We start from the raw sequence: 24,268 nt of genomic DNA, 5'->3' as shown, positions 1-24,268 counted from the left end.
GGCCTTCTTTGTCTTAAGTAAATTCACGAATGCACTGCATGTCATCAGAAAATAGCGGGCGTCAGCTTGCGTGATGTTGGATTCACCCATCAAGGCATGCCGAATGCCGTCGGCATCGCTCGTATATCCGTCGAGCTGCCAATTCGACCTGAGCCACCGTTCTCGGCGCCTTAAAACCCAGTCGCTCACTGAATGTCCTTTGCATTAGAGCCCCTTCGCCGCCTCGGCCACCGCGCGGAACAGCGCGCGGCCCTTGCTCATCGTCTCGTCCCATTCGGCCTGCGGATCGGAGTCGTAGACGATGCCGGCGCCGGCCTGCACATGCAGGCGGCCATGCTTGATCACCGCCGTGCGGATGGCGATGGCGGTGTCGGCATCGCCATGCCAACCGAGGTAGCCGATGCTGCCGGCGTACACGTTGCGCTTGATCGGCTCCAACTCGCGGATGACCTCCAGCGCACGGATCTTCGGCGCGCCGCTGACGGTGCCGGCGGGGAAGGTCGCGCGTAACACGTCGGCGTAACTGAGCCCCGGCAACAGCGTGCCGGTGACTTCGCTGACGATGTGCATGACGTGGCTGTAGCGCTCGATCACGAAACGCTCGCCGACCGCCACGCTCCCCGCCTGCGAGACGCGACCGGCGTCGTTGCGGCCCAGGTCGATCAACATCAAATGCTCGGCGCGCTCCTTGGGATCGGCGAGCAGTTCCGCTTCCAGCGCGAGGTCTTCTTCCACGGTCTTGCCGCGCCGACGCGTGCCGGCAATCGGGCGCACGGTGACCTGCCCAGCCTCCAGACGCACCAAAATCTCCGGCGAGGAACCGACCACCTGGGTGTCGCCAACATCAATGAAATACATGTAGGGCGACGGGTTCAACGCGCGCAGCGCGCGGTACACGTCCAACGGACGCGTCTTGAACGGCACGCTCAGGCGCTGGCTCAGCACGACCTGGAAGATGTCGCCGGCACGAATGTAGTCCTTGGACTTCTCCACCGCGGCGATGAAGCCTTCGCGGGTGAAGCCGGAGACAAAATCGCTCTCGTCGAGCACGTCGCGCGCCAACGGCGCGGGATAGCCCGCACCTGGCTGACGCAGCGTGGCGGTGAGCGTGTCCAGCCGCGCCTGTGCCATCTCCCAGGCATCGGCAGCGGATGGATCAACGTGCACGATCAGGTACAGGCGGCCCTTGAGGTTGTCGAAAACCGCGACCTCTTCGGACAGCATGAGCAGAATATCCGGTGTGTCCAATTCGTCGTGAGCAACGTCACCCGCCAAGCGCGGCTCGATATAGCCAATGCACTCGAATCCGAACCACCCCACCAGGCCGCCGGTGAAGCCCGGCACGCCGTCGATCCTGGGCACCATGTGTTGGGCGCGCAGCGCCTCGACTTCGGCGAGCGGATCGGCGACCTCGCGTTGCTCGACCAGGCTGCCGTGGTCGCGCACCTCCAACGTGTGGCCACGGAAGGTGTAGACGCGGCGCGCCGGCAGGCCGATGATCGAATAACGGCCAAAACGCTCGCCACCTTCGACCGATTCGAACAGATAGGTATGCGGGGCGTCGGCGAGCTTGAGGTAGACCGACAATGGCGTGTCCAGATCGGACAGCACTTCGCGGACGACGGGGATACGGGTGTGGCCTTCAGCGGCGTAGTGCTGGAACTGCTCGCGGGTGATCAAGACGGCTTTCCTTCCGGGACGCGATAACGGGACGGACGACGGCTGCAGGCCACCATCGCCACGCACGGCGAGCCGAAGTGAAGGAACGCGGGGTCGTCAGGCTGAACACGGTCACTACTTTACCGCAACTGCGGCGACTGGCAACGGTTGCAGACGGCACAGTCGATTGTGCGACGGCAGGCACATCTGGCGGTTTAGCCACAGCGACGCAGGCGGATCGGGTGAAGGGAACCGCGTCCGCAGTACGTTCGCGGACATCGGCGCGGTGCGCAAAGCTGGCTTCGCCGCCTGAAAACCAGGACCGATGCGCTGCCGCCATGCACAGCCTGCGCGGACCATCGCGCGTGCTTCGCCGACACGGCATGACACGGATCGCGAATCGATACGACACCGCCCGCGCACTGTCATACCCGCGTCACCGACGATCCGGAACATAGAAGGCCATAGCAGGGACGACGGATGGAGGCAGGATCAGCCTCCAAATATTTCCAGAGGAACCGCACAGGCAACTGTGCGGTTCCTGCTTTTGTACGTCGCTGCTTTTTGCAGCTCGCACCGCAACGGCGCTTAACCGGCTGCGAACTTGCTCAGTGCCTCGCCCTGCAAGCGGTACACCGTCCATTCGTCCTGCGCCTGCGCGCCTGCTGCTGCGTAGAAGTCGATTGCCGGTTGGTTCCAGTCCAGCACCGACCACTCGAAACGACCGCAACCTTCGGCCACCGCCTGCCGCGCCAAATGCCGCAACAACGCCTTGCCGGCACCTAGACCACGATGCGCGGGATCCACGTACAGGTCTTCCAGGTACAGGCCGTTGCGTCCGAGCCAGGTGGAATAATTGTAGAAATACACCGCATAACCGACCGGCTGCGTATCGATTTCGCAGATCAACGCATGCGCACGCGCACCGGGACCGAACAAACTGGCGCGCAGGCCGGCCTCGTCGGTTTGCACCGCGTCCTCGGCCCGCTCGTAGCGGGCCAGGTCGCGAATCATCCGCAGGATCAGCGCGGCATCGGCGGCCAGCGCCGGGCGGATCTGCATCACCGCCATTTCAGCGCGCCGCCACCGCCGCGCGCATGTGCGCGATGACCTCGGCGTAATCCGGCGCGTTGAAGATCGCCGACCCTGCGACGAAGGTATCGGCGCCGGCGGCCGCAGCCGCAGCGATGTTGTCCGGCTTGATCCCACCATCGACTTGCAGCCGGATCGGCTTGCGACTGGCGTCGATGCAGGTGCGGATGGAGCGCAGCTTGTCCAGCGCCGAGGGAATGAACGCCTGCCCGCCAAAGCCCGGGTTGACCGACATCACCAGCACCAGATCCACATCGTCCAACACCCAGTCGAGAATCTCCAACGGAGTGGCGGGGTTGAGTGCCAACCCGACTTGGCAGCCGTGCGACTTGATCAGTTGGATGCTGCGATGGACATGACGGCTGGCCTCGGGATGGAAACTGATGAGGCTGGCACCGGCCTCGGCGAAATCGGGAATCAACCGATCCACCGGCTCCACCATCAGATGCACGTCGATCGGCGCGGTGACACCATGCTTGCGCAGCGCCCGGCATACCATCGGGCCGATGGTCAGATTCGGCACGTAGTGGTTATCCATCACATCGAAATGGATCCAGTCGGCGCCGCCGCGCAGCACCGCATCCACTTCCTCGCCAAGACGGGCGAAATCGGCGGACAGGATGGACGGGGCAATGATGCAATCGGACATGGCGGGATCTCAGCGTTTGCGCAGGAGGCGAATACGGTCGTAAGCCGTGTTGAGCTGGCTGGCCTTTTTCTCGGCGCGCGCGCGCAACTCTGGACTGGCGTTAGCGACTTTGTCGGGATGGTATTGGGACATCAGCCGGCGATAGGCAAGTTCGATTTCAGCGTCGGTCGCATCGCGTGTGAGGCCCAGCTCGCGATACGGATCTTCGCGCTGGGATAGCTTGAACCAGTCCGCGTCGAAAGCATGTCCGATCAGCAGCCCGATGAACGCGCCAAGCACGGGCGTTGGCCGCAGCAGCAAGGCGGCGGCGATGGCGCCGAGCAGTTTTCCGTACCAGGGCTTGGACAAGGGCGGGCTCGGCGGATAGGGACGTATATTTTACGGCACAGCAGGGCTTTCCAGCCGTACACTACGCGGCCCGCCGTCCGCCGCGGGCCCGCCGGGTCCCTGGGACGGTCGCCATTGCGAAGTCCGTAGGAGCGCCTGTGTCCACCACGCTGTTGCAATCCGATCTGCCTGGCCTGCCGTTGCGTCACCGCGGCAAGGTCCGCGACGTGTTCGATCTGCCGCGCGAACGCCTGCCCGCCAACGTCCCCGCCGGCGATTACCTGCTGATGGTCGCCACCGACCGCTTGTCCGCCTTCGACGTGGTGCTGCCCGACCCGATTCCCGGCAAGGGCGAGATGCTCTGCCAGGTGTCCAACTTCTGGTTCAAGAAGACCGAACACCTGATGCCCAACCATCTCACCGGCATCGATGTCGCCGCGGTGCTGCCCGAGGGCGTGGACACCGCGCTGTACGCCAAACGCGCGGTGGTGACTCGCAAGCTCAAGCCGGTGCCGGTGGAAGCCATCGCCCGCGGCTATCTGATCGGCAGCGGCTGGAAGGACTACCAGCGCACCGGCAAGGTTAGCGGGATCGAGCTACCCGATGGCCTGCGCCAGGCCGAGAAACTGGCCGAACCGATCTTCACCCCCTCGACCAAGGCCGCCGTCGGCGACCACGACGAAAACATCGACTTCGATGCCATGGTCAAGACCGTGGGCGCCGAGCTGGCCGAGCGCGTGCGCGACGCCACCTTGCGCATCTACCGCTTCGCCGCCGACTTCGCCGCCGAGCGCGGCATCCTGCTGGCGGACACCAAGTTCGAATTCGGCACCGACCTCGATGGCCGCCTGTACATCATGGACGAGATGCTGACCCCGGACTCCTCGCGTTATTGGCCGGCCGACGAATACGCAATCGGCAGCAGCCCGCCGAGCTACGACAAACAGTTCGTGCGCGATTACCTGGAAACGCTGGACTGGGGCAAGACCGCGCCCGGCCCGCGCCTGCCGCAGGAAGTGATCGAACGCACCCGAAGCAAATACGCCGAGGCACTGCAGCGGCTGGCCGGTATTTCGGTCGATTGAAGCGCATCGCCCTGCGCCAGATTGCCGGCGCTTGGACGAGGCGGCATGCGCATGCGCATGCGGATGCGGTAATGCGGCGTACCCTCCACCGCATGAGCGGATCGACCCGGAACCGACGATGCTTTCGCTATCGCCTGCGCTTCTGCGTTCCCGAGCTTGCAACCACCGGATCGGCGCTGGCTCCAACACACTTGTGCGGTCAACACGCCGCTCTGCGACACCTCGCCAACCCAGGCAGCGTTCTCATCGCTCGCACGCGTTCACGCCACAGGGGGCTGTCTGCGCATCGCGGCGTCGATGACGCTATGCTGATTTGGTGACTCGGAGGAAAGATGGAAACCACCGTCTACGCGCGCCCGATCGACCGATACTTCGCCCACTATTCCGACGCTCACCGCAACACCGTCAACCAGCGTATCCACGTGATCGCGGTGCCGGCGATCCTGTGGTCGGTCGTGGCGCTGCTGTGGTGCATCCCGGTCGGCGCTAGCTGGTTCCAAAGCGGCGTGTGGGCGGCGCTGGGCATGTTCGCCGCGTGGATGTACTACAACCGGCTGTCGCGACCACTGGGCTACGGCATGCTCGCCGTCTTCTTTTTCTGTGGCTGTCTGTGCCGGCTGCTGGAAGCACACCTGGGGCTGCAGGGATTGCGCTGGGTGGCACTGGCGGTCTTCGTGCTCGCGTGGAGCGCGCAGTACCTCGGCCACACACTGGAAGGCCAGCGGCCCAGTTTTTTCACCGATGTCGTGTATCTGCTGATCGGCCCGGCCTGGGTGCTGGCCAAGCTGTACCGGCACATGCACTGGCGCTACTGACGCACGGTGGCTGCGGGCGTCACGCCGAGCATGGCCGCATCCGGGGCGAACACGCGCGGCGCGTAGCCGAAATCGCGCAGCGCCGGCGCCAGATCGAAGACCAGATCCTCGCGCATGCGCTGCAAGGCCGCGCGATTCATGCCACGCAAGCGACCGCAGGCATGCGCCAACGCCAACAGCAGCGCGAACACGGTATGCGGCAACAGCAGCAACCGTGCCGGCGGCTGCAACACGGCCAGCACGCGGCGCACCATGTCGCGATAACGCAGTGTCTCGCCGCCGCCCAGCGCATAGCTTTTGCCATGCGTGGCCGCAGACGCCAGTACCGCCAGCGCCGCATCGGCCAGATCCTGCACATGCACCGGCTGCCGCAGGCCACAGGCACTGCGCGGTAGCACGAAGCAACCGCTGCGCCGCGCCAGCGCGGCAATCGCGCTCAAGGTACGGTCGCGACCAGCACCGTAGACCAGGGTCGGTCGTAACACCGTCGCAGCGGCGCCGCGTTCGGCGGCCACCGCAAACAGCGTCGCTTCGGCCTCGCGCAAGCGTCGGGCAACATCGCGCTCGGCGGTATCCAGCGAATCGCGCTTGACCTCCAGGCTGGTGGAGCCGAACGCAACCACGCGCGGTGCCTGCATCGGCACGCGCCGATACCAATCCGCGAACGCATCCAGCGGCCCGCAACTGAAGACGACATCGACCGGCAACGGCGGCATCGACAACGTCCCCAGCTCGCCAGAATGCCAATGCAGGCCGGTCCGGGCCGGCTGGGCGGTGCGCGAGTAGGCATGCACCTGCCAACCGGCGGCGAGCAACCCTTGCAACAGCCGTTCGCCGATTTGCCCACTCCCGCCGAACAGCAGCGCGATACCCGGCGACGTGGGAGGGTGTTGCATGGGGACAGCGGAAACGGGCGCATCGATCATCGCCACAGCATAACCAGCGCACGCCACCATGCCCAATTTCCTGTAGCGCCGCACGCTCAGACGTATGGCCTGCTGCGGTTCAGCGCGTCGATGTGCGTGCATGCGCGCCACGTCAACCTCGGCCAGCGCCACAACCTGCCTGTTACACTCGGATCTCTGCACGCGAATCGCGTATTCCCTGCATGATGCCCATCCTCATCCCCCTGTTGGCCTTGCCGTTCCTGATGGCGGTCAGCGTGGTCGCCCTGCGCCATCGGACACGCGCTGTGCTGGCCTGGGTCGCGGCGATCGCGCCACTGGCCGGCCTGGTGCTGCTGGGCACGTTGAGCGCGACCGTCCTGCAAGGCGGCATCGTCCGCAGCGATCACGCCTGGCTGCCGCAGATCGGGCTGCAGTTTTCACTGCGGCTCGATGGCTTGGCCTGGATGTTCGCTGGCTTGGTGCTGGCGATCGGCGCACTGGTGGTGATGTATGCGCACTACTACCTGAGCGCGCGCGAGAACGCGGCGCGCTTCTATGCCTGCCTGCTGCTGTTCATGGGCGCGATGCTGGGCATGGTGCTGGCCGGCAATCTGTTGCTGCTGATGGTGTTCTGGGAACTGACCAGCATCAGTTCGTTCCTGCTGATCGGCTTCTGGTCGCAGCGCAAGGACGCGCGCGACGGCGCGCGCATGGCCCTGGTCATCACCGGCGGCGGTGGCCTGGCGTTGCTCGGCGGCGTGCTGTTGCTCGGTCGCATCGTCGGCAGTTATCAGCTCGACGCGGTACTCGCCGCCGGTCAGACGATCCGCGCCAGCGTGCTGTATCCGTGGGCGCTGGGGTTGATCCTGCTCGGCATCTTCAGCAAGAGCGCGCAGTTCCCGCTGCATTTCTGGCTGCCGCAGGCGATGGCGGCGCCAACGCCAGTGTCGGCGTATCTGCATTCGGCGACGATGGTCAAGGCCGGCGTCTTCCTGCTGGCGCGACTGCATCCGGCGCTGGCCGGCAGCCCGTTGTTCTTCTATACGGTCAGCGGCATCGGCGCGATCACCCTGCTGACCGGCGCCTGGTTGGCGATTTTCCAGCACGATCTGAAAGGCGTGCTGGCGTATTCGACGATCTCGCATCTGGGCTTGATCACCATGTTGTTCGGGCTGTCCACGCCGATGGCGGTGGTCGCTGGCGTCTTCCACATCCTCAATCACGCCGTCTTCAAAGCCTCGTTGTTCATGGCCTCCGGCATCATCGACCACGAGACCCACACCCGCGACATGCGCAGGCTCGGCGGGCTGCGCCGTTGGATGCCGATCACCAGCACGCTGGCGATCATCGCCGCGCTGGCGATGGCCGGTATCCCGCTACTCAACGGGTTTTTGTCCAAGGAAATGTTCTTCGCCGAGGCGCTGGGCGCCAACGGACCGACGCAGATGCGCGTGTTCATCGCCAGCACAGCGTTGCTGGCCGGCGTGTTCGGCGTGGCCTACAGCCTGCGCTTCGTCTACGAGACGTTCTTCGGCGAAGGGCCACGCGGCTTGCCGACGATGCCGCACGAGCCGCCACGCTGGATGAAGATTCCGGTGGAAATCCTGGTGTTGGTCTGCGTGGCGGTCGGCACCGTGCCGACGCTGACCGTGGCACCGGTGTTGCGCAGCGCCGCCAGCGCGATCCTCGGCGACGCCCTGCCCGACTACAGCCTGACGCTGTGGCACGGCTGGAACGCGCCGCTGGCGATGAGCCTGACCGGCGTGATCGGCGGGGTGGCACTGTACTTCAGCCTGCGCCGGCTGACGGCGCTATACACCGAGGTGCGCCGTTCGCTAGGCAAACGGCTGTTCCACTGGCATGTGCAGACATTGTTCGGCCTGGCCGCGCGGGCGACCCGGCTGCTCGTCAATGGCCGCCTGCAACGCAGCCTGCGTTGCTTGCTGTTGGCCGCCGTGGTGGTCGCGGCGGCACCGTTCGTCACGGCTGCACCGTCGTGGCCGTCGTGGCCGCCACCGCAGCCGATGCCGCCGCTGGGCTGGGCGCTATGGTTGTTGATCGTCGGCAGCGCATTCACCACGCTGCGCCTGTACCGCCAGCGCCTGCTGGCCGTGGTGGCCATCGGTGGCAGCGGACTGGGCGTGAGTCTGGTCTTCGTGTTCCTGTCCGCACCGGATCTGGCGCTGACCCAATTGCTGGTGGAAATGGTCACGCTGGTGTTGATGCTGCTGGGGCTGCACTACTTGCCTACTGTGTCGCCTGCGGAACCACGGCGCTGGCCGCGGCGACGCGATGCGACATTGGCAATCGCCGCCGGTGTCGGCATGGCCTTGCTGGCGTATGCGGCGATGACCCGCCCGACGTCGAGCATGGCCGGCGAACTACTGCAACGCGCGCTGCCACAGGCGTATGGACGCAACGTGGTCAACGTGATTCTGGTGGATTTCCGCGGTTTGGATACCTTCGGCGAAATCAGTGTGTTCGCGATTGCCGCGCTGGTGGTGCACGCGCTGTTGCGCGGTGTGCCGATGCCGCCCGAAACGCGCATGCCCGGCCCGCCGATCATGCTGCCGGTGCCGGCCGATCTGACCCAATTGCTGTTCCCGCTCACCCTCACCGTGTCGATCTTTTTGTTTCTGCGCGGACACAACGCGCCCGGTGGTGGCTTTATCGCCGGGCTGGTGCTAGCGGTGCCGCTGCTGATGCAATACGTGATTCAGGGTGCCGCCTCGGTGGAATCGCGCTTCGGCCTGGACTACATCCGCTGCATCGCGCTGGGTTTGTTGCTGGCCGCGCTCAGCGGCATGGGCGCACTGTTGTTCGGCGCGCCATTGCTGACCAGCGGCCACCTCAATCTGACGCTGCCATTGATCGGCGAGGTATCGTTGACCAGTGCGCTGGGGTTCGACACTGGCGTCTTCCTGGTGGTGTTCGGCGGCACAATGTTGACCCTGTCGATGCTGGGCACAATCATGCCCTCACGCACGCGCGAGGCGCGGCGCGGGCGCATCGACCCGACCCGACGCTCGGCCATCAGCGGGGAAATGCACTGATGGAACTGGCCTTGGCGAGCGCGATCGGCGTGCTGACAGCGGTAGGCGTGTATTTGCTACTGCGCGCGCGCAGCTTCGATGTGATCCTGGGCATGACCGTGCTGTCCTACGCCACCAACCTGCTGATCTTCGCTGGTGGACGGCTGGTGCAGGGCAAAGCGCCGCTGCTGCGCGACGGCATCGCGCCGACCCTGGCCGAGCATGCCGACCCACTGCCGCAAGCGTTGGTGTTGACCGCGATCGTGATCGCCTTCGCGATGACGGCCGTGAGCATCGTGCTGGCACTGCGCAATCGCAGCGACAACCACAGCGACCATGTCGATGCACGCGCGGCTCATGACGCGGAGGATGCGCCATGAGCCATGTGCTGATCCTGCCGATCCTGATTCCATTGCTCGGTGCCGGGTTGTCGTTGTTGCTGGAACAACGTCGCGCAGCGCGCAGGTTGCAGCGCCTGCTGGCGTGGACGGCAATGGCGGCACTGGCCGCAGCCGTGACCGCGCTATGCGCGCAGGTGGGCGATGGTCACGTCCACGCCTATCTGCTGGGCGACTGGCCCGCGCGGTTGGGCATCGTGCTGATGGCCGACCGGCTATCGGCATGGATGCTGGCGACCACCACCTTGCTCGCCGCCGCTTGCCTGCTACACGCCTGCGCGGGTTGGGATCGGCGTGCGCCGCATTTCCATGCGCTGTTCCAGTTCCAGTTGGTCGGCCTCAATGGCGCGTTCCTGACCGGCGATGTCTTCAATCTGTTCGTATTCTTCGAGGTGATGTTGATCGCCTCCTACGGCCTGCTGCTCAGTGGCGGTCGCGGTCTGCGTCTGCGTGCGGGGTTTCATTACGTGGTGTTCAACGTCACCTGCTCCACCGTGTTCCTGATCGCACTGGGTTTGCTGTACGCACTGCTCGGCTCGCTGAACATGGCCGAGTTGTCGCAGCGCGTGGCGCAGGCGCCACCGCAGAACCTGGCGCTGATCAAGGCCGCAATGGGCCTGTTGCTGCTGGTGTTCTGCGCCAAGGCCGCGTTGCTACCGTTATATCTGTGGTTGCCGGAAACCTATGCACGAGCGCCGACCGCCGTCGCGGCGCTATGCGTGATCATGACTAAGGTCGGCCTGTATGCGATGTTGCGAGTCAGTACGCTGATGCTCGGCAGCCAGTCGCCGACGCTGCATGGCTACGGTGGCGACTGGCTACTGTGGCTGGGCCTGACCACGCTGCTGCTGGGTGCTCTCGGCGTGCTGGCGGCGGTGCGCCTGCCGGTGCTGATCGGCTACTTGGTGATCGTGTCGGCAGCGACGCTGTTTATCGCCTTCGCGCTGCAGCAACCCGGCATGCTCAGTGCCGGCCTGTATTACCTGGCACACAGCAGTTTCGTGGCCGCCGCACTGTTCATGATCGCCGAACTGATCCGCGGCCGACGCGGCGGTGCAGGCGAGCGCAACAACCGCATCGCCCCGCTGCCGCAGAAAACGCTGTCAGGACTGCTGTTCCTGATCGCGGCGATCTCGGTGGCTGGGCTGCCCCCACTGTCCGGTTTCCTGGCCAAGATCGCGCTGCTCAGCGCCACGCCAGCGGCACTCACTGGCCCGGTGTGGAGCACGGTGCTCCTCAGCAGCCTGATGGTCATCATCGGGCTGACCCGCAGCGGCGTGCGACTGTTCTGGCACGTGCCCGGCAACCACAACACCGTCAATCACAACACTGCAGCATTGCCACCGCCGGTCACGCGCACGGTACCGGCACGGCGGCTGGAAATCGCCGCCACCCTGTTGCTGCTCGGCTACGGCATGACCATGACGTTGGCAGCCGAACCACTGCTGCGCTACACCGACGCCATCGCCGCGCAGGTGTTGCGTCCATTCGCTTACGTCGCCCAATTGCGCGCCACCGCGCCCGTGCTACGGGAGCCCTGAGATGATCCGTTCCTCCTGGTCGCGCCGGCTGTTTCCATCCTGGCCGCTGAGTCTCACCATCACCGCGTTCTGGCTGCTGATGAGCGACAGTCTCAGCCCCGGCCAACTCTTGCTTGGCGGTGGACTCGGCGTGGCGGTGCCGCTGTTCGCCGCGCGCCTGGACCGCGAATTCGCCCGCATCGGCACGCTGCGTCCGCTGCCGAAGATGCTATGCGTGGCGGCCTGGGACATCGTGCGCTCGAACGTGACGGTCGCGCTGCAAGTGCTAGGACCGCAGACACGGATCCGCCCCGGCTTTGTCTGGGTGCCGCTGGATATCGCCAACATCCACGGCATCGCCGCACTGACCAGCATGATTACCCTGACCCCAGGTACGGTCTCGGCAGCGTTGTCGCAGGACCGCAAATATTTGCTGGTGCATGTGCTGCACTTGGACGATGCCGAGCGCCTGATCCAGCAAATCAAGACACGTTACGAAGCGCCATTGATGGAGATCTTCCCATGACCCACGACATGTTCATCGACACCACCATCGTGGTGTGCATGCACATGGTCGCCCTGGCAATGCTGCTGGCGTTGTGGCGGCTGCTGCGCGGCCCGACCCTGCCCGACCGCATCCTGGCGCTGGATACGCTCTCGATCACCGCAATCGCCGAAGTGATGTTATGGGGCATGTACCTGGATTCGCCGGTGTATTTCGAGGCGGCGTTGATCATCGCCATGCTCGGCTTCGGCAGTACCGTGGTGCTGAGCAAATACGTGCTGCGTCGGGACATCGTCGAATGAACGCATTGCTGCATCTCACCCTGGCGTTGCTGCTGATCGTCGGCTGCTCTTTCATCTTGCTCGGTGCGCTGGGACTGGTGAGACTATCGGACTTCTTCAAGCGCCTGCACGCGCCGACCATGGCCAGCACGCTGGGCGTGGGCTGCATTCTGCTAGCCTCGGTGGGCTATCACCTGTTCCTGGGGCAAGACCCGCAGCCACGCGAATTGTTGATTACCGCGTTCTTGTTCATCACCGCACCGATCAGCGCGCACATGATGGCAAAGGCCGCGCTCTCGCTAATGCTGGCAGAACAGCCACCGACGCCCGACAGTAGAGACATCGACCAGAAACAGCGACCGATACCGACCCGAACGAAGCAACCGCCACCGTTGCCCTAGCCTGCTGCTGACGATGACATCCAACCCGACGCCGCGCTGATGCCGATCCGCACAACGGCGTGAACCGGCCGCCACGTCACCAGCAAGGCCATGACCCGGGCGATATGCGCCAACCGCGTTGTGTCGACGTATCGCAACACGATGGCACGCAATCCACCATGCGGCGGATACAGGCCTCGGCATGGATGCGGCAATTGTCGCCATGCATCCGTTCGAATCGGTGTAAAACGGAGTGCGAATGCCGCCTCGTCGCTGGTATGGCCTTGTCACCGGCACCACTGCGACACAACCTCTTTGCGCCATCCAGCCACGTCACCCCCATCGCCATAGGAGCTGCAGATGTCCCAGCCCGATCCGACCTCGTCACCACCACGTCCCTGGCTGGCGCTGGCTGGCATCGCCGCAATCGCTGTTGCTCTGGCCGCCGCCTTCGCCTGGAGCGCGGGCTGGCTCGGCGGGCCGCAACGGCTGACCGCCCAGCACATGACTGACGCCCTACAAGCCGGTGGTCCAGCGCATCCCGGCTTCCGCCGCGCGCACAGCAAGGGGGTCTGCGTCAGCGGCCACTTCGAGAGTAACGGCCAAGGTCAGGCATTGTCCGAAGCTCGGGTGTTCGCCCAGGCCTCGGTGCCGGTGCTGGGCCGCCTGTCGATCGGCGGCGGCGATCCACACGGCGCCGACGGCCAGGCACGCGTGCGCAGCATGGCCCTGCAGTTGCGCAGCGACGACGGCCAGGAATGGCGCATGGCGATGAACAACTTTCCGTTCTTCGTGGTCGCCACGCCAGAAGGCTTCATGGCGCAGATCCAGGCGTCAACGCCAGATCCGGCGACCGGCAAACCGGACCCAGCGAAGATGGCCGCGTTCCTGCAACGCTATCCGGAAGCACATATGTTCCAGGAATGGGCGATGACCGCGCCATGGTCGAACAGTTGGGCCAATACCGAGTACAACGGCGTCAACGCGTTCCGTTTCACCGCCGCCGATGGCAGCAGCCGCTACGTGCGCTGGTCGATGCGCCCGCACACGCCGTTCATGCCATTGTCGGCGGCGCAGCGCGCGCAGGCCGATGCGAATTTCCTCAGCGAGGATCTACAGACGCGGCTGAAGCGCGGCCCGCTACGCTGGGACTTGGTACTGACCATGGCCGCGCCCGGCGATCCAATCGAGGATCCGTCCCGCTCCTGGCCACCGACGCGGCAACATGTGGTCGCTGGCACCCTGGTGCTCGACCATGCCGAACCACAGGCCAGCGGCCCATGCCGCGACCTCAACTACGACCCGCTGATCCTGCCGCACGGCATCGCCGGCTCCAACGACCCGATTCTAGCCGCACGCTCGGCGGTCTATGCACAATCGTTCAACCGCCGCGAGCGCGAGATCGCACGCGGCCAGGCGCCGGATGCCATCGGCCAACAAGGAACTGCACAATGAATCCGAGCAACCGATCTGGGCACTTCAACCTGACCGCGCGCGTGCTGCATTGGCTGATGGCGGCGATGATCCTGACCATGCTGTTTGTCGGCGTCGGCATGGTTGCCTCGGTGTCGCAACGCCCCTGGCTGCTGGACCTGCACCGTCCACTGGGCATCGCCATCGGGCTGCTGGCGCTGGTGCGCCTGGGCAACCGTCTGCGGCACCGCCCGCCGCCGCTACCGGCCGACCTGCCGCACTGGCAAAAAATCGCCGCGCATGCCTCGCACGGCTTGCTGTATGCGCTGATGCTGGCGATGCCGCTGTTGGGCTGGGCGATGCTCTCGGCTGGCGGCTATCCAATCGTGCTGTGGGCGGGCGTACACCTGCCCGCGATCACCTCGCACAACCCGGTGCTGTACGCGCAGCTACGTTGCGCGCATGGCTGGCTGGGTTATCTGTTGTTCGCCACGGTGTTGGGACATCTGTGCGCGGCACTGTTCCATGCCTGGATACGCCGGGACGATGTATTGGCGAGCATGGTGCGCGGCGCGGCAGCGGCCAAGCCAACGGCAACACCCGAGCGGACATAGCCGGACATAGCCGGACAACGCGGGATAACGCCTTACGATGACGCGAGTTGGCAATCGTCGTTCACGCTCAGCTCGGTCACAGCCGAGGCGACTCGATTGCGGCCATTACGCTTGCCAGCGTAAAGCGCAGCGTCGGCGCAGCGCAGCAATTCCTCACCGGTACTGCCATGGTCCGGATAAGCCGCTACGCCAATCGACACCGTGATCGGTGGCAGCGTTTGCCCCTGATGCTGTACCTGCAGCTGCTCGACCGCCACGCGAATTTGCTCGGCGCGGCGTTGCGCAACGTCTGCCGAGGCACCCGGGAGAATCACCGTGAACTCCTCGCCACCATAACGGCAGGCGATATCTTCCGGTCGCACCATTCCCCCCAGCAACTGGCCGAAAGCAGCCAGCAACGCGTCGCCGCCAGCATGGCCCAAGCAGTCGTTGAGCGCCTTGAAATGGTCCAGATCCAACATCATCAGCGCCAACGGCAAATCGCGGCGCGCACAGCGCGATAGTTCGCGCAGCAGCGACTCCTCCAGATAGCGTCGGTTATACAGCCCGGTCAGCGGATCACGAATCGACTGCGTGCGCAGGCGCTGACGCAAATGCAGATTGTGCAGCGCCATCGCCAGTTGCTCGGCCACCACCTCGACCAGGTTGAGCCGCTCCAGCACGGCAAGGTCGGGACTGGAGAGATGGATCATCCCCAGCCGTTCGTCCTGCACGATCATCGGCACACAGGCACCGTAAAGCGCTTGTGCCGGGTCGCAAATGGCATCGCTGGTTTGTGCGCACAGCGACGCTGCACCGGGCTGCATCACCTGGGTCGCGTGCCGACATAGACTCTCGCAACGCTCCAGCGACATCGATGGCGCACATGCCGTCTCCATCCCCCAGTGGGCGACGCACACCACCTGCTCGCCAGCAGCATCGGTGCAGTACACGCCGCACCCAGCCGAACCGAGCAGGCGCTCAAGCGCCTGGCGTGCGACCTCGACCGCTTCATCTTGCTGCACGCAACTCTGTAGCCCGCGACTGCAGCGGTTGAGCGTGCGCAGGTCCTGTTCTGTACGCTGCATTTGCTGGACTGTGCCCACCAGCAGCGCATTGGCATGATGCCCAAGGCGCTCGGCCTGAGTCCGGCGACCGATTTCGCGACGCAGCAGCATATACAAGCAGAGCGTAAGCACGCACACGCCTGGGATACCACCGAAGGCCAAAAGACGCAGGATGCCGGCGCTATCGGCAGTGGCGCGCATGCGTTTGGCGAGCAAGTCGCGCTCGCTGTGCAGCATTGCATCGGCATTGCGACCTGCGGCCTGGGACAGCGCGTAGGCCTGGCGAATGCGCTCCATCTCCGGCCGCATCGTCGCGTCATGGAGCTGAAGGCGCGCGATGGCGTGCTCACTGATCTGCATGCGTTCGCGGATCTGCGCCTGAATCAAACGCAGTCGCGACGATTGCGCCGGATTATCCCGCAGCAAGGTGGAGAGTTGTTGTAGACGCGACGGCAGGGACTGCTCGCAACGCTGAAAATCGACCACGTCCTTCTTGTCACCCGGCAGCAGGAGAGCGCGCAACTTGGCGTCGCAATCGCTGAGATTGAATTGCAGCACATTGATCCCGGCAACGACTTGGTTGCTGTGCTCTACAGAAGCGGCATCGCCAAGCAAGCACTGACTCCCAAACAGCAGCGCGGCACTGATCCCGATCAACAACAGCAGCGCCAGCGGCACGCCATAGCGATTGATGGTCGCGAAGGACATGATGTCAAAGCGCGCAGAGACAGAAGTACCGTCGTCCTCAGGACCAAAACCAAGATGCGGAATCATGCGCAAACCACCAGACGAGCTCCAAGAGCAAACCCACATGGGATCGTAGTATCCCCTTCAGAAGCGCCAGCCGCGCCGCTTCCATGCAAGGCAGTGACCATGGACACACGTACCGGTAACTGCTGACGCTGAATGCGACCAGCCATTTTCAGGGAGCTGAACTGAGGGGTGTCGATGACCGGCAGCTCAGCCGGCAGCCCACAGCAGGCGGCCTCGCCATCGGCCACTCTGGCGACGACGTCGATATCCGCCTCCAGGTCCAGTAGGGTTCCCAATGCGCTACGCACCATTAGCTGGTCCTCCGCTAACACCAATCGAACACGGCCCCACGCCCCTGTGGGGGTATTGTAGGGCCGTCGTGACATCAGCGCTCAGCCAAACGTAGCAATCCGATCAACGGCCATGCTGCTACGGACCAACCTGAATCGGCACTAGGCATTGACCTGGTCGGCGCCCGTTTCCCGGCCCTGTGCGCCGCGCGGCTGCCGATCAGCACTTCCCTGGGGGTGCTGCGACCGGGCCCAGTTTCCAAGATCGCGCTCCCAGCCTGGCCCAATGGGGACTGACGCGTCATCTTTTGGTCATGAAAACACGGTAGAGCGGCGCCCCTCCCAGGGAGTAGCCTGCGCGACCATTTGTTTCCATCTCCGTTACCGCCATGTCCTCGCGCCTGTGCCTGTTGCTTGTCCTGTGCGCCAGCGTGTGCCTGGGCGCCTGTTCCTCCACCTCGTTGAGCGACCGCCTGGTCGCACCCGGTGGCGTATCACCGTTGATGGACGAGGAGCGGATCCAAAGCCTGCTGGCGACCCTGCCCAACCGCAGTGGACACGTGGTGGTGCCGGGCGGTATCCCGATCTTCTGGCGCGCGATCGACCCAGGCGATTACCGTATGCGCTACCGCTACGAACACGCCGCTCGCGACGCCAACGGCCACGAACACGCCGACTTCGCGATGGACGTCGCCACACCGCCGCCCGGGATTCATCCGGTACCGCGCGGCACCGTGGTGCTGTTGCACGGCTGGATGATGGACGGCGATTCGCTACTGCCGTGGTCGCTGGACCTGGCTCAGGCCGGCTATCGCAGCATCAGCATCGACCTGCGCAACCACGGTCGTTCCGGCGGCGGGCCGGCGGGCTACGGCACCCGCGAATCCGATGACGTGGTCGCGGTGATCCGCGCACTACGCATGCGCGGCGAAGTGCAGGGGCCGGTCTACCTGTTCGGCGTGTCCTATGGCGCGGCCACCGCATTGTTCACCGCGCAAAAGCTCGGCAACGCGGTCGACGGCGTGGTGGCGCTGGAATCCTTCGCCAATGCCGGACGCGGTATCCGCGACATGATCCCGCACATGCTCGCCAGCCACCCGCGCGGCTGGATGGCGAGCGCGGCGATGGATCTGGCGCGGTGGCGCTATGGCGATCAAAACTTGGATGCGGTGATCGCCAGCGCCAATCAACGCCTGGCGCTGAACCTGGACCAAGTCGATGTCACCACCGCAGCACGCAGCACAAGCGCTTGCGTACTGCTGCTGCACGGCAGCGCCGACCAACATATCCCGGTGGCGCACGGCCGATTGCTGGCGCTGGACGCGCCACGCGCGCACTACCTGGAGATGCACGGGGAAAATCACCTGAGCCTGCCGATGCGGCTGGATTTGCTGGCACCCACCGTAGAAGACTGGTTCGCCGAACTACCGGCGCCACGCCACGACGGTCACTGCCCGCAGCCGCTGCCGCCACGCCTGGACGCTACCCAACAATTCACCCTCACCTCGACCGCGAACACCACCCGAGGCTGAGTGCCGTATCGCCCCGCTATACCACGCCGCGGCGGCGCCCGATCCCCGAACGCCACACGCTCTCGCCAGCGAACAGCAGCAGCCCGATCCAGATCGCGGCAAAACCCAGCGCCCTGCCGGTATCGAACGGCTCACCGAAGAAGCAAACACCCAGCAGCAACTGCAAACTTGGCGAGATGTACTGCAGCAATCCAACCAACGACAACGGAACCCGCCGCACCCCGTAAGCGAAACCGATCAACGGCGCCGCCGTGACCGCGCCACCGCACATCAGCAGCACGTCGTCACGCCAGCCCCAGGCGCCAAAAAACCCGCCGCCGTGACCCGCCTCGCCCCAGAGCAGGAAGCCCAGCGCTGGCAGGAACAGATACACGCTTTCCACGCCCAATCCAGCCACCGCATCCACGTGCACCAACTTGCGCAGCAGGCCGTACAGTGCGAACGAGCTGGCCAAACCCAGCGCGACCCACGGCGGCGCGCCTGCATCGATCGTGAGCCAGACCACACCGAGCGCTGCACACGCGACCGCGAGCCATTGCAGCCGACGCAAGCGTTCATGCAGCACCACCACGCCGAGTAGCACGTTGAACAGCGGATTGATGAAATATCCCAGGCTGGCCTCGATCACATACCCGGCATTGATCGCCCAGATGTACAAGCCCCAATTAAAGGCGATCGCCACACTGCTCAACGCCAGCGTGACCAACGCATGCGGCTGCGCGGCGATGCGCCGCCACCACTGCAGGCGTGTGCTGTACATCAACCAGGCCACCACCAGCACGGCGCTCCACACGATGCGGTGAGCGATGATGTGCGCAGACGGCACTGCCTTGAGCAGATGCCAGTACAACGGCGCGACGCCCCATAGCGCAAAAGCCGCCGCAGTCATCCATAAACCGCGCCGCAGGTCGTGCTCGGCAACGCTCATCGGCCAGTCCCCGCCACCGCGATCACCACCGCAGCGGCCAGAACGTGCACCACAGACCAACAGCCACGCAACACCGCGCGTGGGCAGGGGCAATCGAAACGAACAAAGATGACATACGCGCACGACATGGACGAAGAGAATGACCTCGGATTCTAGAGCGTGTGCCGACGCATGTTGAAACGAGATGCGTTGGTCACCGGCAATGGCTGGGACGATGTTGCGTGATGCTGTCCTGGCCATCGCCAAGTCAAGCCACACGACACATCTGACGTAGCGCTGACGGTCAACCCGACCCCGACGGCACGCCATATTGGCGCGCGCCGAACTTGCGTGACTGACCTTGTCTCAACACACTTCGGATAATTTCGCAGTCGACCTCTTGAAGTCCATCACACACTGCAGGCCAGCGGCACAAGAGTGCTGGAGCGGGCTGACGACGATGTCAGACCGGCACCTTCCTCACCCCAGCCCTCGCCCTCGCCCTCGCCGGGTCGACCGAGCCACCGGACTTAAATTAATAATCCATTCATTATCATAGGCGTATTCCAGCACTACACCCTTCATTTCGGAACTACCATGACCAGCATTGATGCTTCACTGCAGTCGATCGGTAGCGCACCAAACCCATTCGCCATCCCGACAACGAACCCGCTCGGCAACACTGTCCAAGCAAGCAATGACACTTCTGCAGTGCAACAGGCTGTCTCGCTGTCATCGGATGCGGCGTTGATCCTTAGCCTCGGCACTTCCTCGCCTGCCGACCAGGGCCTCACCTATACGGCGGCCGGTCTGTTCAATACCATCGTCCGTGCTGGTTCGGCCGACGGCACCTCGCCCAACATCGATCAAAATCAGGCGAATCAGTCCTATTCTCAGGGCATTTTGGATGGTATCGGCACCCCCCCGTCGACACCCGGCATCTATAACGCATCCGGCGTCTTCACCGCCGACAACACGTTGACGCCGGCACTGTCGTCCGCGCTCAAAGAAAATCCCAACCTGACCGGTCCCATCGTCGGCGATCTGCTCAACCAGGGCATCGTGGGCAGTCTGATTTCCACCACCGCCTGAGCCGGTGACGCAGCTCTGCGGCGAGGGCGAGGATCCTAGTCAGTCCGTTCCTCGCCAGGGGTGAAGTAATGCCGTGCCGAGCGGCAAGCAGCAGGGCAGCCACCTACAACGAAGATCGCCAGAGGCGATGGCTCTCTAACCTAGCGGGACGGGTCCGTCGCACTTCTCCGACTCATAAGCCAATGGCACTCCATACCATTCCGAAGCATCTGTTTCACTGCCACCCTCTCCAACAGATGCATCGTTGGCTGCCTGTGCGGCACCTCCCATGAACAGAGCGGCGGACAGCAGCAACATGCGCATCGGGTTCACGATCACGACCTGACGACGAGTAGGCAGCACAGTGTAAAACGTGACGGCGCCAACAGACAGAGCGCGGTGAAATCATCGTCCGCACAGCACGCATGGCGCCACTCAACCTGCGGAACGATCCAACCAACAAGCCAAGCCCTGCGCATTGAGTTCGATGTCCATGTGCAGCACGCGCTCCACCCCGGCATCGTCCAGCGCGCAACCGTGCAAGCGTGCGCGCTCCAGGTACAACGCGGTCAACGCGGCAACCAGACAACGATGACGATCGGAACGGCCATCGCAGACGCGCGCAATCGCGACCATCGCATCGAGTTGCTCGAACAACTCCGCCGCCAACCTCGCCGCACCTTCCACCGGGCCGTAGTGCGTCAGATACAGGGTCTGCGGCGCGTAGTCGAGCATGCGCTGGATCGAGGCGCGCATGGCGTCCGGCTCGAACTGTACCGGCGAGGACGTCGGAATCGCGAACGCGCCGCGCGCACTGTCCAGCTCTCGGTAGGACAGCCCGAAGGTATCGCCGGTGAACCAACTGCGGCTGCGCGCATCCCACACACACAGATGATGGCGCGCATGGCCAGGAGTATCGATACACAGCAATTCGCGCGCACCCAACCTCAACCGATGGCCCTCTTCGGCGACGACCACGCGCTCGGCTGGCACCGGCACGATGCGGCCATAACTGCGTGCCATCTCCTCTTCGCCATACACCGCCGTGGCGCCCGCGATCAGCCGCTCCGGATTGATCATGTGCGAGGCGCCGCGCGGATGTACCAACAGGCGCGCATTGGGCAGTTGCTGCAGCAACGCGCCGGCGCCACCGGCATGATCCAGATGCACATGGGTGAGAATCAGCCAGTCAACCTTGTCCGGCGCCAGACCCGCGCACTCCAGCGCGTGCAGCAACACCGGCACGGCATGACTGGTGCCGCAATCGACGAAAGCCCCACGCCCCTGCTCCACCATCAAATAAGCCGCATCGAACTGCGCGCGCTGAAAACCGGTATCGATGAGATGAATGCTGGGATCGCTTGGCATGGCGTCAGGCAGCGGCTGTGCGAAAGGCGCATTTTAGGCCGTATGGAAGGCATTGGCAGCTCAAGCCAACGCAGCACAAACACGCCTGAAGGCGCAGCTTCAGCCCCGATCCGATTTGCGCATCGGGACCGACTCCGCTAGCAGACAGGCGCTGCGCTCAGTCCGCCTCACGCAGACGCTGCAACGCACTCATGACCGTTTCTGCCGGTGCCACCAGGACCAGCGGCATCGCCTGCAACGCATCGGCCTGGGTGACCTGCTTGAGTGCTGCGATGGTCTGCCCAGCATCGCGCGGCGAAGCAAAGCCGGTACTGTGCAACAACAACGTGCCTTCGCCATCGAGCAACTTGAAATAGAACTGGCCGTCGCCTTCGCGGTACTGCTTGAAACTCGGTAGCGCCTGTTTTGTGGCAGTCGCGTTCGATACGGCGTCGCGCTGGGATAAATCGCGCAATCCCACCGCATGCCGCAATTCGGCCAGGAACGGCGTGGCGTAACGCTCGCGCAAGCGCTGCGCATTGTCGCGCAAGGTCGCTTCGATCACCTCCGGACGCGCCATCAGCGCGTCATAGCGCTCGCGCATCGGTGCGATCTCGCCATCAATGCGCTCGAACAGTTGCTGCTTGGCCTCACCCCAGCCGATACCGTCAGCGAAAGCCTGAGCGAACGCCGCAGTCTCCTCAACCGTGGCAAAAGCCTGATACAACTGGAACAATGCCGAACCCTCGGTGTCTTTCCGCACGCCAGGCGCACGGGAATCGGTCACGATGGCGAACACGCGCTTCTTCAGCTCCTCGCGCGGCGCAAACAACGCGATGGTGTTGTCGTAGCTCTTGCTCATCTTGCGCCCGTCCAGTCCCGGCAGCGTCGCCACCTGCTCGTCGATCAGGGCCTCGGGCAAGATGAAATGGTCGCGACCATAAACATGGTTGAAGCGCTGGGCAAAATCGCGCGCCATCTCGATATGCTGGATCTGGTCGCGGCCCACCGGGACTTGCTGCGCCTTGAACAGCAGGATGTCGGCGGCCATCAACACCGGATACATGAACAAGCCCGCCGTCACGCCGGCATCCTCGTCCTCGCCATCGGCGCGGTTCTTGTCGACCGCGGCCTTGTAGGCATGCGCACGGTTGAGGATGCCCTTGCCGGCAACGCACGTCAGGAACCAGGTCAGCTCATTGGTCTCCGGCACGTCCGACTGGCGATAGAACCATACCTGGGCCGGATCCAGGCCCGCGGCCAGCCAGGTGGCGGCGATCTCCAGCGTCGAACGCTGGGTACGCATCGGGTCCTGCGCCTTGATGAGGCTATGCAGGTCGGCAAGAAAAAAGAAACTCTCGATGCCAGGACGCCGGCTAGCCTGCAGCGCAGGACGAATCGCGCCCACGTAGTTGCCCAAATGCGGCGTGCCGGAAGTGGTGATGCCGGTGAGAACACGGGTGGTCATGCGGAATGAAAGGCCGAGGAAAACCCGACGAGTTTAACCGCAGCACACGCCTACGTTCCGGCGCGTGGCCGATTCAATCGCAGCGCCATCACGACATGCGCATCGCGTGTGGCCGTGGTCGCCACGCAGGTGGATGGGTCATGACAAAAAAACGGGCCGGCAAGCCGGCCCGTTTTCATGGTTGAGCAAGTCGCTCAGTTCTTCTTGGAAGCAGCGTCTTCGACTTTCTCGCCAGCCTTCTGCACGTCCTTGCCAGCACCGGCAACGGTGTTGCAAGCCGACAGCAGGCCCGCCGAGAAGATCGCCAACATCATCAACGCAAACATACGCTTCATAAAATTCACCCCTTTACTTGATCATGGGAAGCGGCATGGTAACCGCACGGAATCGCATGCCGGTCGTGCGCGACAGTCTGCCGCCGCGCATGACCGAGGCACTCAGCACTTGCCCGCACTGCAATCCTGAGCCTTGTCCTCCACCTTCTCACCCGCCTTCTGCATATCTTTGCCGGCACCGGCGACAGTGTTGCAGCCGCTCAGCAGGCCAGCACAGAACAGGGTCAGCATCATCAAGGTAGTCAGTCGCTTCATCAGGAATTCCTCTGGCAATCTAAAGATGGTCTGGACCATGACGATAGGCACCGCCGCGCTATCGCCTGTGCGTGAATGTGCGGTCACGACTGTGGATTTCACGTGAATGAACCCTCGCGCCATTCAGTTTCGACCTGCTGCACTGCATCAATCGCGCATCGGGGTCGCTTTGCCGAACAGGCTATCGACCCAGTCCTCGGCCAGTTCCGCCGTCAGGTTGCCGCAGTCCAACACTCGGTGCAGTGCGAGGATGTCCAGCGAGGCCAGAGCCTGGATCCGGGGACGACGGCCAACACCGCACTTGCGCGCATGCCAGCCCTTGAGCTGGAAAATCCGCTACACCCTGTTCTTGCTCATCCCAAGCAATCCAGCCACCGTTCGTTCATCGAACGATGGCTCGACCTCGATCAGTGCATGGATCGGCTCGGCCAGTTCCGACCTCACCTGCGCCGAGCTGTCCAACGCTTGATCTGCCTCGGTCCATAGGGAGCGCCTGGGCTTGAGAGGCTCCCAACTGGTTCGGGCAGAAAATCTACCTAGAGCGTGTTATGAACTTTGAAGTAGAGACGTTGCATTTCCAAGCATGAGCATTGAGAAGACGACGAAG

The 24,268-nt window shown here is 64.0% G+C and carries 24 protein-coding genes and 2 pseudogenes; 13 read left to right on the top strand and 13 right to left on the bottom strand.

Annotated elements, in window-relative coordinates:
- Positions 1 to 204: 204 nt before the first annotated feature.
- The 4 genes from trpE to XALGPE39_RS01325 form a co-directional block, all read right to left on the bottom strand.
- On the bottom strand, positions 205 to 1,680 hold the full coding sequence (gene trpE, locus XALGPE39_RS01340; protein ID WP_045726673.1) for an anthranilate synthase component I: 1,476 nt from the start codon (positions 1,678 to 1,680) through the stop codon (positions 205 to 207).
- Positions 1,681 to 2,247: 567 nt separating this feature from the next.
- Complete coding sequence (locus tag XALGPE39_RS01335; RefSeq protein WP_045726672.1) at positions 2,248 to 2,730, bottom strand: GNAT family N-acetyltransferase; 483 nt, start codon at positions 2,728 to 2,730, stop codon at positions 2,248 to 2,250.
- Position 2,731: 1 nt separating this feature from the next.
- Positions 2,732 to 3,400, bottom strand: coding sequence for a ribulose-phosphate 3-epimerase (gene rpe, locus XALGPE39_RS01330; protein WP_045726671.1), 669 nt, complete (start codon positions 3,398 to 3,400; stop codon positions 2,732 to 2,734).
- 9 nt (positions 3,401 to 3,409) lie between these two features.
- Entirely contained in the window at positions 3,410 to 3,748 is a 339-nt protein-coding gene (locus XALGPE39_RS01325; protein WP_045726670.1) for a DnaJ domain-containing protein, read from the bottom strand.
- Positions 3,749 to 3,885: 137 nt separating this feature from the next.
- Between XALGPE39_RS01325 and XALGPE39_RS01320 the strand changes: the two genes are divergently transcribed.
- Positions 3,886 to 4,812, top strand: a complete 927-nt coding sequence (locus XALGPE39_RS01320) for a phosphoribosylaminoimidazolesuccinocarboxamide synthase (protein ID WP_045726669.1) — start codon at positions 3,886 to 3,888, stop codon at positions 4,810 to 4,812.
- A gap of 332 nt (positions 4,813 to 5,144) precedes the next feature.
- Positions 5,145 to 5,627 (top strand): Mpo1-like protein, encoded by a 483-nt coding sequence (locus XALGPE39_RS01315; protein ID WP_045726668.1) that lies wholly within the window; start codon positions 5,145 to 5,147, stop codon positions 5,625 to 5,627.
- Here the strand turns inward: XALGPE39_RS01315 and XALGPE39_RS01310 are convergent.
- The gene (locus XALGPE39_RS01310; protein ID WP_045728868.1) at positions 5,621 to 6,523 is read right to left on the bottom strand and encodes an NAD-dependent epimerase/dehydratase family protein; all 903 of its coding nucleotides are present in this window, start codon (positions 6,521 to 6,523) and stop codon (positions 5,621 to 5,623) included. The genes XALGPE39_RS01315 and XALGPE39_RS01310 overlap by 7 nt on opposite strands.
- 215 nt (positions 6,524 to 6,738) lie before the next feature.
- Between XALGPE39_RS01310 and XALGPE39_RS01305 the strand changes: the two genes are divergently transcribed.
- The 8 genes from XALGPE39_RS01305 (at position 6,739) to XALGPE39_RS01270 (ending at position 14,657) form a co-directional block, all read left to right on the top strand.
- On the top strand, positions 6,739 to 9,567 hold the full coding sequence (locus XALGPE39_RS01305; protein ID WP_045728867.1) for a monovalent cation/H+ antiporter subunit A: 2,829 nt from the start codon (positions 6,739 to 6,741) through the stop codon (positions 9,565 to 9,567).
- Positions 9,567 to 9,926, top strand: a complete 360-nt coding sequence (locus XALGPE39_RS01300; RefSeq protein WP_045726667.1) for a Na+/H+ antiporter subunit C — start codon at positions 9,567 to 9,569, stop codon at positions 9,924 to 9,926. The genes XALGPE39_RS01305 and XALGPE39_RS01300 overlap by 1 nt, the downstream gene beginning before the upstream one ends.
- A complete protein-coding gene (locus tag XALGPE39_RS01295) occupies positions 9,923 to 11,485 on the top strand; it encodes a monovalent cation/H+ antiporter subunit D (protein ID WP_045726666.1) in 1,563 nt (520 codons plus the stop codon). Before XALGPE39_RS01300 ends, XALGPE39_RS01295 begins: the two co-directional genes overlap by 4 nt.
- 1 nt (position 11,486) lies before the next feature.
- Positions 11,487 to 11,990, top strand: a complete 504-nt coding sequence (locus tag XALGPE39_RS01290; protein ID WP_045726665.1) for a Na+/H+ antiporter subunit E — start codon at positions 11,487 to 11,489, stop codon at positions 11,988 to 11,990.
- Positions 11,987 to 12,271, top strand: a complete 285-nt coding sequence (locus XALGPE39_RS01285) for a K+/H+ antiporter subunit F (RefSeq protein WP_045726664.1) — start codon at positions 11,987 to 11,989, stop codon at positions 12,269 to 12,271. Before XALGPE39_RS01290 ends, XALGPE39_RS01285 begins: the two co-directional genes overlap by 4 nt.
- Complete coding sequence (locus XALGPE39_RS01280; RefSeq protein ID WP_045726663.1) at positions 12,268 to 12,651, top strand: Na+/H+ antiporter subunit G; 384 nt, start codon at positions 12,268 to 12,270, stop codon at positions 12,649 to 12,651. Before XALGPE39_RS01285 ends, XALGPE39_RS01280 begins: the two co-directional genes overlap by 4 nt.
- A 339-nt stretch (positions 12,652 to 12,990) precedes the next feature.
- The gene (locus tag XALGPE39_RS01275) at positions 12,991 to 14,085 is read left to right on the top strand and encodes a catalase family peroxidase (RefSeq protein ID WP_045726662.1); all 1,095 of its coding nucleotides are present in this window, start codon (positions 12,991 to 12,993) and stop codon (positions 14,083 to 14,085) included.
- Positions 14,082 to 14,657, top strand: coding sequence for a cytochrome b (locus tag XALGPE39_RS01270; RefSeq protein WP_045726661.1), 576 nt, complete (start codon positions 14,082 to 14,084; stop codon positions 14,655 to 14,657). The genes XALGPE39_RS01275 and XALGPE39_RS01270 overlap by 4 nt, the downstream gene beginning before the upstream one ends.
- Before the next feature lie 32 nt (positions 14,658 to 14,689).
- Here XALGPE39_RS01270 and XALGPE39_RS01265 read toward each other — a convergent pair whose 3' ends face one another.
- On the bottom strand, positions 14,690 to 16,411 hold the full coding sequence (locus XALGPE39_RS01265) for a GGDEF domain-containing protein (RefSeq protein WP_045728866.1): 1,722 nt from the start codon (positions 16,409 to 16,411) through the stop codon (positions 14,690 to 14,692).
- A gap of 724 nt (positions 16,412 to 17,135) precedes the next feature.
- Here XALGPE39_RS01265 and XALGPE39_RS01255 point away from each other — a divergent pair.
- Positions 17,136 to 18,278 (top strand): alpha/beta fold hydrolase, encoded by a 1,143-nt coding sequence (locus XALGPE39_RS01255; protein WP_045726660.1) that lies wholly within the window; start codon positions 17,136 to 17,138, stop codon positions 18,276 to 18,278.
- A 16-nt stretch (positions 18,279 to 18,294) separates the two neighbouring features.
- On the opposite strand, the gene rarD is transcribed toward XALGPE39_RS01255, so the two are convergent.
- Entirely contained in the window at positions 18,295 to 19,206 is a 912-nt protein-coding gene (gene rarD, locus XALGPE39_RS01250) for an EamA family transporter RarD (RefSeq protein WP_045726659.1), read from the bottom strand.
- A 576-nt stretch (positions 19,207 to 19,782) separates the two neighbouring features.
- On the opposite strand from rarD, the gene XALGPE39_RS01245 reads away from it, so the two are divergent.
- Positions 19,783 to 20,277, top strand: a complete 495-nt coding sequence (locus XALGPE39_RS01245; RefSeq protein WP_045726658.1) for a hypothetical protein — start codon at positions 19,783 to 19,785, stop codon at positions 20,275 to 20,277.
- Between the two features lie 204 nt (positions 20,278 to 20,481).
- Here the strand turns inward: XALGPE39_RS01245 and XALGPE39_RS16635 are convergent.
- The 6 genes and pseudogenes from XALGPE39_RS16635 to XALGPE39_RS16330 form a co-directional block, all read right to left on the bottom strand.
- Positions 20,482 to 20,580: pseudogene (locus tag XALGPE39_RS16635) on the bottom strand (peptidase); the annotation flags it as partial.
- Between the two features lie 111 nt (positions 20,581 to 20,691).
- The gene (locus XALGPE39_RS01240; RefSeq protein ID WP_045726657.1) at positions 20,692 to 21,624 is read right to left on the bottom strand and encodes an MBL fold metallo-hydrolase; all 933 of its coding nucleotides are present in this window, start codon (positions 21,622 to 21,624) and stop codon (positions 20,692 to 20,694) included.
- Positions 21,625 to 21,781: 157 nt separating this feature from the next.
- On the bottom strand, positions 21,782 to 23,071 hold the full coding sequence (locus XALGPE39_RS01235; protein ID WP_045726656.1) for a tryptophan--tRNA ligase: 1,290 nt from the start codon (positions 23,069 to 23,071) through the stop codon (positions 21,782 to 21,784).
- 194 nt (positions 23,072 to 23,265) lie between these two features.
- On the bottom strand, positions 23,266 to 23,406 hold the full coding sequence (locus tag XALGPE39_RS01230) for an entericidin A/B family lipoprotein (RefSeq protein ID WP_045726655.1): 141 nt from the start codon (positions 23,404 to 23,406) through the stop codon (positions 23,266 to 23,268).
- A 102-nt stretch (positions 23,407 to 23,508) separates the two neighbouring features.
- Positions 23,509 to 23,661, bottom strand: a complete 153-nt coding sequence (locus tag XALGPE39_RS01225; protein ID WP_012914816.1) for an entericidin A/B family lipoprotein — start codon at positions 23,659 to 23,661, stop codon at positions 23,509 to 23,511.
- 147 nt (positions 23,662 to 23,808) lie between these two features.
- Positions 23,809 to 23,928: pseudogene (locus tag XALGPE39_RS16330) on the bottom strand (arginase); the annotation flags it as partial.
- Positions 23,929 to 23,980: 52 nt separating this feature from the next.
- Between XALGPE39_RS16330 and XALGPE39_RS16325 the strand changes: the two are divergent.
- Positions 23,981 to 24,130 carry a hypothetical protein gene (locus tag XALGPE39_RS16325; RefSeq protein ID WP_235429725.1) on the top strand — a complete coding sequence of 50 codons (150 nt, stop codon included), beginning with the start codon at positions 23,981 to 23,983 and terminating at the stop codon, positions 24,128 to 24,130.
- Positions 24,131 to 24,268 lie beyond the last annotated feature (138 nt).

It is taken from the genome of Xanthomonas sp. GPE 39, assembly GCF_000963005.1.
In the GTDB taxonomy this organism is placed as follows: domain Bacteria; phylum Pseudomonadota; class Gammaproteobacteria; order Xanthomonadales; family Xanthomonadaceae; genus Xanthomonas_A.
The sequence above is the reverse complement of the archived record's forward strand: the minus strand, read 5'-3'. Positions and strand labels throughout refer to the sequence as shown.